Source organism: Limosilactobacillus walteri (genome assembly GCF_014830205.1).
GTDB lineage: Bacteria > Bacillota > Bacilli > Lactobacillales > Lactobacillaceae > Limosilactobacillus > Limosilactobacillus walteri.
The window spans coordinates 1-8,243 of record NZ_QORN01000057.1 but is presented as its reverse complement, the minus strand read 5'-3'; the positions used below and the strand labels follow the sequence as shown (position 1 = coordinate 8,243).

Here is an 8,243-nt window from a genome sequence, read left to right as displayed (position 1 = left end):
TTTTTCTCAGCCTTCTAATATTTTAACGAACAATAATCAGCCCGTGACGTGCTCGTTTTAACCTAGCCAACCGCCCTGTCGAAAAGGTTAATTCTTACTCCCTTTCTTTATTTATCAAAGCTGAAATAGCTAGTAATTAATCCCTTGAATTAACGCAAATTGGACATTTGCGTTACAATTAAAGTAATTTTAATTGTTATAAGGGAAGCTTTATGAGCAATGACTAAATTTAAGAAACATGCAACCGCCGAAATGAATAATTGGGAACACACCCAAGCCAAAGAACTGGCGAAAATTCGTGCTTCGCAACACCATTTAATCTATAACCTTGTTGCTTACATTCTCATCTCAGTTATTGAGTATTGGTTAGCTGAAATGAGTATGTCGCAAACTTTACGCGCAGACGCGTTTAATAATCTTTCAGGAATTATTTCAACTTTCTTATTAATGATGGGACTGCATATTGCACAAGATATTGACGATGATGATATTATCGGTGCTAAATTACCGGCGGGAAACTACCAAGCACATATGGGATCAGACCAACGGGTTCAGTTTGTTCGCTGGCGGTATGAAACTATTTTTTCATTAGTAACCGCCGTCGTAATGGTAGCAATTGCTCTTAGCGTTATTGTAGACGGGATTAAGGGGCTTCTTAACCCTGCCAGCCGAGTTGTTCCCCAGCCAATTGCCCTCGTTGGGGCGGGAATTGCCTCTATCATTATGCTTGTTGTCTGGTACATGAACCGCCAAACTGGTCTTAAGTTAAAAAATGCTGCACTGCTCGCCTCGGCCCAAGATAGTCTTAGTGACGCTTTTACCAGCATTGGAACTCTAATTTCTATTGGTGGAGCGCTCCTATTCGATATCCGATGGCTCGATGGCGCAACTAGTATTGTCGTTGGCTTTTTTATCTTATATTCTGGACTTAAAATTTTCTTTGATAGTAGCCTTAATTTAACGGACTATTTTGATCCTCAGGCGGAACAAGAATACCGTCAGGCAATTATGCAGGTTAAACCTGTTATTAAAGTAGTCGAATTAAAAGCTCACTACAACGGCAATGTAGTGACTCTCGATGCTTCGATTATGGTTAATGCTAAAATGACAATTTTACAAAGTTTTCAACTATCGGAACACATCGAAAATATTCTTCGGGAAAGATTTGGTATCATCGACACTGATATCGCCTTTGTTCCCGATCCCCATTCATTCTCTGACCAAGATGTCGCAGGGGAATTTTAATTTTTATTTAAATTAAAGATTGACAAACTAAAATGAGAATGTTTTAATAATTACAACATCAAACGGGAAGGAACGACAGTTATGAATACACACTCATTAAATTCAACTAAGTACTATAACAACTATGCTTATCGCGCATAAATGTCTGTACTCAATAGGTACGGGCAACGGTGTTCGTACCTAAGCAAGGTTGTTTTTAAAGAGTCCTTTGCTAGGTGCACCAATCTAGTAGAGGGTAGAGTTCTTCCATCATTTTATACTACCAAACCCACCAACTAGATTGTGTAATCACCGCTGATCTAGTTGGTGTTTTTTTATTAAAAATTAAGGAGAGTCAAATGATGAAAACTACTAAAAAGTCGTTAAATAAACCGGAACCTAATTTTAGTTTCGGGGAAAGTTTACTTATTCTCGCCGTTATTTTATGCATTTTAGGATACCTCATTATTTTTAAGCATCAAGAACCACAAGCACCACTTTTTATCTCTTTTGTCCTGCTTGCTGTTTACGGTCGAATCCGTGGATTTAAATGGGACACAGTCATGAATGGGATGCGTAGCGGTCTGCGGGCTGGCGTTGATCCCTTAGTTATTTTCCTATCAATTGGAGTTCTCATTGCTACATGGATTTTTTCTGGCACGATTCCCACGATCATGTACTTTGGTTTTGAAATCATTTCCGTTAAGTTCTTTTTACCAACAGTCTTTATCGTTTGTACTCTCGTCGGGGTTGCATGTGGAAGCTCATTTACAACTGTCTCAACAATGGGAATTGCCTTTATCGGTATCGGGGCAACCCTCAAAATTAACCCTGGGCTTACTGCTGGGGTGATTGTCTCAGGAGCCTTTTGCGGATCTAATATTTCTCCGCTTTCTGGAACAACAAATCTTGCTGCTAGCGTTGGCGATATTAGTATTTACCAACATATCAAAGCGCTGTTAGTTACCGATATTCCAGCATGGGCAATCTGTATCGTCTTATACACTTTCTTAGGACTCAATTCTAAAAATGTCAGCCTAGGTGCAGTTCACAAAATGATGGATGGTCTGGCAAATGGTTTCTGGATTTCTGGGTGGGCACTTTTACCAGTCTTACTCTTGATTATCCTGGCAATCCTACAAGTACCAGCTATTCCTTCCCTTGGTCTTGGATCACTATTTGCCGCTTTATTAGGATGGATTCATGCTCCTAGTACCAGCATTACAACAATCACCAATACAATTATGACTGGTTACGTTTCTCATACTGGTGATAAAACAATTGATACTTTACTTTCCAAGGGTGGAATTGCCAGTATGCTAACTTCCCTAGCCTTGATTATTTTTGCCTTAGCTTTGGGTGGACTCTTAATCAAGTTTAATATTATCAAAGCTATCATTGACCACCTCGCTGGTATTGTAAAAACCCCAGGTCGCCTTACAATAGCCACTGCCGTTACTTGTGTCGGGGTTAACTTAATGGTCGGAGAGCACTACTTAGCAATTATCCTCCCTGGGCAATCCTTCTTGCCTGCCTTTGAAAAACTTGGCTTAAAACGAGCTTACTTAACACGAATCCTAAATGATGCGGGGGCCGCAGTTAACGCAATTGTTCCGTGGAGTGTTTCTGGGGTATTTATCGCTAGCACTTTACAAATTAATCCCCTTAACTTCATCCCTTGGGCTTTCTTCCCATTTTTAGTAACTATCATTTGTGTGGCAGTTGGCATGCTCGTTAAGGTACCTGCTAAACAATCCGCCATCGCAAATTTGGCAGCTGAATAAGTCAAATTTTATTCTTTATTAAATTTTTCATGTTATAGTAAAGGCAACGTTAAGATGTTGAGCCTGTCAAGGAGGGATACTTATGCGAGCCTTTACCCATAGCGAATTAGCACAATATGATGGTCGAGAAGGCCGTCCTGGTTATATTGGCGTCCATGGAAACGTTTATGATGTATCTGAAGTTCCTGAATGGGAGGGTGCTGAAGTCCATGGTAGTGTCGTTGGTCATGATTTGTCAGACGTAACTTACCAAGAAGCAGCACGAAAGTACTCTCCGATTTCAAAACTACCATTAATTGGCAAATTAGTTGACTAGCATTAAAAACAAGGCTCTAGCGTTCGGTTTTTTCCGAATACTAGAGCCCTTTTGCGTTGTGCTTGTGGGGACGTGAAGACGAAGTCATAAATGACCTTTGTCACACCTCCACTATTTTTATATGAATACGGTACAACATACCATCGGCTTGCTATTGTAGCATCATACTATTTCTTATTCTTCATTAACAACAGTAATCCGTTCGCGGTGATGACGAGGTGCTAAAATCTCGCTTACCACTACTTCAGCAACTGTTCCGGTTGAAACTTTTGATTCTTTTTGTTCATTAAATAATAGTTTATCTTTACCCACGATATAACCAGTTGCTGGTCCCGCTTCAAATGTTGCTGATGGCGAGATTCCAACCCAGTCAATATCCGTAATCGTTTCGAGGTATTGCAGCTCCTTTAACTGTTGTCGCGGTGTATTAATCCATTTTTCAGAACCAGGAATTTTAGCAATATCTTCAACAAATAAATGTTCATCAGCCCCAGTTTTGAGGCTGCCAGCTCCTAAGATAAAGATTAATCTTATCCTATTTTTACGTGCTAGACTAACCAATTTTTCGGCCAAACGGGTTTGACGGTCAGCATTTTCGGGACTGGTTCCATACGCATCAACAATGACATCAAAACGCGATAATAAACTATCATTTAAGGCAAAAATATCACCACTTAATAATTTGGCATCATCACCAAGAATCTCACGGGCTTTATTTTCATGACGCACGATGCCCGTTACATCTAATTCAGGCTTGATAGTTGCTAATTTATAGATTGCACTACCAGCCATTCCAGATGCACCAATTATTCCAACTTTTATCATTCCTAGTCACTCCTTAATGTTAATCCAAAGTTACTGTCGTGATTACCTTATCATAGAAAAAAGCAATTACCAAAAGAAAAAACCTCATTCCACGATATGACGATAATTTAAACCCTAACTCGGCTTACCAGCTTATTCTGGTTTTTTCTGAGCGATTAAATAATGACGAATATTGCGGATACACTTGTTAAATTCTACCCACTCATCAAAAGTCATCTCGATATTCTTTACTTGATACTTATCTGGTGGTGTAATAATCGCTAATTCATGTCCTTGTTGGCTAAGGACAAAATTAGGTCCATCTTGTTTAAGCGTATAATGCCGACCTTTTAGCCAATCAGTTAGTTTCTGAAAAGAATCTGTGTTCATTGTCCTGCCTCCTAATCTTATTTTTATTATAAATAAATTACTAGCTGATAGCTAAACTTATTAAAAATAACATAGTAGGCTAATACCTTACGAGATGATAAAACGACATTAGTAGCGGAAATAATCAGCTGCTAATGTCGCTTATTGTATTAATACACAACAAAGTTTATTTATCTTGGCCTTCAATAATTTTGTCTAATAATCGTGATAATTCTTCCTTTTCACTGGCCGTCAGATTATCAAAAAGGTGGCCGAACATTTTTTGCTGTTGGTCCTTAATTTCGTTAGCCCGCGCTGTTCCTAAGTCAGTTAAGAAAATTAATGTAGCTCGTTTGTCAGTTGGATCGACAGTCCGCTTAATGTAGCCATCATCTTCAAGTTTGCTAAGTGATTCAGAAACTGATGATTGGTTAATTCCCGCCTTTTCAGCAATCTTTTTCGCCCGAATTCCTGTGGGGTTATCGGCAATAATTGTTAAAAGATTTTCTCGCATCAATCCCTGCCGGTTCATAAACGGAGGTTGCGCGTCCATCAGCCCCGAACGACCAACAGTTGATCGATTATCCATCATATTTGGCCAATCACTCATCGGACCATTACCCGTCATGGAATTATCCATCGGTGAAAAACCACCACGACCAAACATATCCCCATGATTCATATTTGGCTGCCGAAATTCACGGCCACTAAAACCAAATTTCTCCATTTGTCGTGGGAAGCCCCGTCCGTCTCCGCCAAATGTATTGCCACGTAGCACTGATAAACTCTTTAACATTTTTTGAATTAATTCCATATCGCTAATTTCTGCCATGATTATCGCTCCTTTAAAATAAAGTATGTTAGCTTAATTAAAAATTAGTTTCGAACTTTGCTTTTTACTTCAGCAGTCTTTAATGGATTGCCAGACAATAGAAAAGTAAGGATCACAATCATCGTACCTAAAACGATCAATTGATTTGTCAGCATCTCATTATCCTCCATAATTTAATTGTTTAACAATATACTTCGGTACCGATGTATATAATATAACACCATCAATTTTAATTGTCAATATATTTCGGTACCAAATTATTTTAAATAAAAAAGCTGAAGCTGAGAAAAAATTTTCCCTCTCAACCTCAACTATTTTAATGAACGATAGCAAGATAACGTAGCAAATACTCCCAAGAATCGCTTCTAAGCACGATCAATAATCATACTGATCATCGTTCTGGCTTAGCCAGCCGCCTTATTGAGGAGGTTATTTCCTACTCCTAATTTTCACTGCAAAAATTTTACCCATTGCTATTCCTAATGTTAAAACATGTTAATACAATTGCATTAATTAACACAACTATCGTTATTGTTACAACAATCAATGTAAAAGTAGGTTTCCACAATGAAAATACTAAGCCTAACAGGGTCGTAATGACAAAGCAAGCAATAACATCTTTGGTAACCTTAATTTTATTATAGTAATTAGCAATTATCAGTCCAATATAAAATAAGATTAAGCCAAGATATAGACACCCTACTGAAAAGTCTGAATGTGCTTCTGGTTCACTAATAAACTTTAATGCAACGGTGATTAAGCTAAGACCAAAGAGAATAAAATAATGAAGGTATATCATTAAATTTCCTGTTTGATTAGTCTGATACTCATCAATCAAATGGTCAAACTCGACAATATAAGTAAAGAACAACGCTGCAACCGTGATAAAAATCATAATTGACTGTGGCGATAAGCTTTCTCTGGTAAAGTAGTCCGCAATTCCGATGATTGTTTCACCAAACATCACAATAATCAACGCAGTCAACCGCTCTAGTAAGTGTGAAAAAACAATCGGGTGCTTTCGAGTATACTTACCCGTAAATCCAGGAGCAATCCAACTAATTAGAACACCAACAAGGGCAATTGTAATGCCAATCCGATTAGGAAATATTCCTCCAACAAATAAGGTCATTGCTCGAAAAGCTAGTATACCGGAAAAAGCTTGCGTAATCTGCCGGTCAGTTTGTGTCTTAGTTTGCCAATAAACAATTAAATATTGCAGGCATAGCGTTAACGATAATAACCCTGCCGCAACAAAAAATGTTGATAAATGGCGGTCAAAAGTTGCAGTAAAGGCATTTGACATATATAAGATAATCGCCATATCAATAAACGAAAAAATAATATTAGTAATTGATGATTTACCATATCGATTCGTGAAAACCATCTGAACCATCCAAGAATTAATGAAAATAATCATCACAAGCGCAAAAATACCAAGAGTGGGTAACCCAATAATTCCATGATGAACATGATGAATCAATCCTGTTGCTCGTGAAACCATGTAGACGAATACCAAATCATAGAATAGTTCGACTAATGATACTTTCTTAGTAATTTCTTTGGCCAAATGAAGCACATCCTTCTTATTTTCTACTTACTTTTACTATGATATTTGATGGCTACCAAAAAAGAAAGAAAAATAAGCGTACTCCCTACTTTCTCATAGTTCTATAAATACCTTGATTATTGAGTAGAATTAATCCGCCTTTACTAGTAATTCTAACTTATCTATTTTAGAATTTGCTTAAAGACATATAGAAGGGGCGGATAATATCATGATTCATAACATTCAAACTGTTTCGGATTACATTGAAGAAATTGAAAAATTAATTAGCAATAAGAAACAAAATTATTATTTTCGCGGACAGGACGATGCTTTCTCTAACACGTTGCCCTCAGTCTTCCGCAGTCGGAAACTCCTTGATAATGAAGATAATATGTTCAATGATTTTTTAATGACCGACCCCCAGCTTTTTGAAAAATGTCGAACTAATTTCGAGCGAATGGCATTAATGGAACACTACCACCTCCCGACAAGGTTATTAGATGTCAGTAGTAATCCTCTCATTGCCCTTTTCTTTGCGGTTAAAGGCGGACAAGGTAATGGTGAAGTCTATGTTTATAAGGATCAACCTAACCGCGACAGATTAGCAAAAATGCTTGATAAACGGGGATGGCATAATTTGATTGCCGAGTATGACTTTAAGAGCGGCTTAACGAACCATAACTATTTTAAGAAGAATGCTTTCAGTAATGAAATGCAGCTTGAATCTTCGCTAGCACGACAGTCAATGGCTGATAAGAGTGCATTTTTTCAAACGATTAAAAAATTCTACCAATTAGACAATAACTACATTGCGCACCAACATCGCTTATGGAGTAATGATTACCTTAACTATTTTGATAATGACACTTCAAACTATTTTGCCGAGTTTAAGCATGACCTACAAACCCTACCGTTTCTCCGCTTATTTGAAGAAGCAAAACGAGACATCCCCAGTTTTGAAAATAAATTAAACCCGCTTGAATTAATCGTACCCAAAATCGTAACAATTAAACGAATGAGTCGACGAATGGAAAATCAGCAGGGGCTTTTCCTGTTTGTTCCCTTTATCGGTGATGAATACGACCAATCTGTTAAGATCAATTACTCGGAAGTTGAGCAGCAAGCACAATCAGCAATCGATATCCTTAGTCTTTACAATCCAGAGAAACCTGATGAAAAAGAAAAATATATTGTCCCTGCTAAATATAAGCGCCCCATTTTAGATGAATTATCAAAACTTGGGATTGACTATAGTTTTATTTATCCCGAAGATCATGCCAAGAAAGCAGAAATGATTAAGGATAAGTATTTAGGCCTTTAATTGTAATATGTAAATAAGCCAATAGGGCTGTGACATAAGTCTCC

Annotated in this window: 8 protein-coding genes; 4 read left to right on the top strand and 4 right to left on the bottom strand. The window is 37.7% G+C overall.

Features of this window, described 5'->3' with window-relative positions:
- Positions 1 to 219: 219 nt before the first annotated feature.
- The 3 genes from DTK66_RS10570 (at position 220) to DTK66_RS10560 (ending at position 3,324) form a co-directional block, all read left to right on the top strand.
- A complete protein-coding gene (locus DTK66_RS10570) occupies positions 220 to 1,245 on the top strand; it encodes a cation diffusion facilitator family transporter (protein ID WP_191668645.1) in 1,026 nt (341 codons plus the stop codon).
- Positions 1,246 to 1,586: 341 nt separating this feature from the next.
- Positions 1,587 to 3,008 carry a Na+/H+ antiporter NhaC family protein gene (locus tag DTK66_RS10565; RefSeq protein ID WP_191668646.1) on the top strand — a complete coding sequence of 474 codons (1,422 nt, stop codon included), beginning with the start codon at positions 1,587 to 1,589 and terminating at the stop codon, positions 3,006 to 3,008.
- An 82-nt stretch (positions 3,009 to 3,090) separates the two neighbouring features.
- Entirely contained in the window at positions 3,091 to 3,324 is a 234-nt protein-coding gene (locus DTK66_RS10560) for a cytochrome b5-like heme/steroid binding domain-containing protein (RefSeq protein WP_153930378.1), read from the top strand.
- Between the two features lie 174 nt (positions 3,325 to 3,498).
- Here DTK66_RS10560 and DTK66_RS10555 read toward each other — a convergent pair whose 3' ends face one another.
- From DTK66_RS10555 to DTK66_RS10540, 4 genes are all read right to left on the bottom strand, one after another.
- Positions 3,499 to 4,149 carry an NAD(P)-dependent oxidoreductase gene (locus tag DTK66_RS10555; RefSeq protein ID WP_191668644.1) on the bottom strand — a complete coding sequence of 217 codons (651 nt, stop codon included), beginning with the start codon at positions 4,147 to 4,149 and terminating at the stop codon, positions 3,499 to 3,501.
- A gap of 132 nt (positions 4,150 to 4,281) precedes the next feature.
- Positions 4,282 to 4,518 (bottom strand): hypothetical protein, encoded by a 237-nt coding sequence (locus DTK66_RS10550; RefSeq protein WP_191668643.1) that lies wholly within the window; start codon positions 4,516 to 4,518, stop codon positions 4,282 to 4,284.
- 166 nt (positions 4,519 to 4,684) lie between these two features.
- A complete protein-coding gene (locus DTK66_RS10545; protein WP_225209086.1) occupies positions 4,685 to 5,329 on the bottom strand; it encodes a MarR family winged helix-turn-helix transcriptional regulator in 645 nt (214 codons plus the stop codon).
- A 463-nt stretch (positions 5,330 to 5,792) separates the two neighbouring features.
- A complete protein-coding gene (locus DTK66_RS10540; protein ID WP_191668642.1) occupies positions 5,793 to 6,899 on the bottom strand; it encodes a low temperature requirement protein A in 1,107 nt (368 codons plus the stop codon).
- Between the two features lie 208 nt (positions 6,900 to 7,107).
- Between DTK66_RS10540 and DTK66_RS10535 the strand changes: the two genes are divergently transcribed.
- Positions 7,108 to 8,199: an FRG domain-containing protein gene (locus tag DTK66_RS10535; RefSeq protein WP_191668641.1), complete on the top strand. Its 1,092-nt coding sequence runs from the start codon at positions 7,108 to 7,110 to the stop codon at positions 8,197 to 8,199.
- The last annotated feature ends 44 nt before the right edge of the window (positions 8,200 to 8,243 follow it).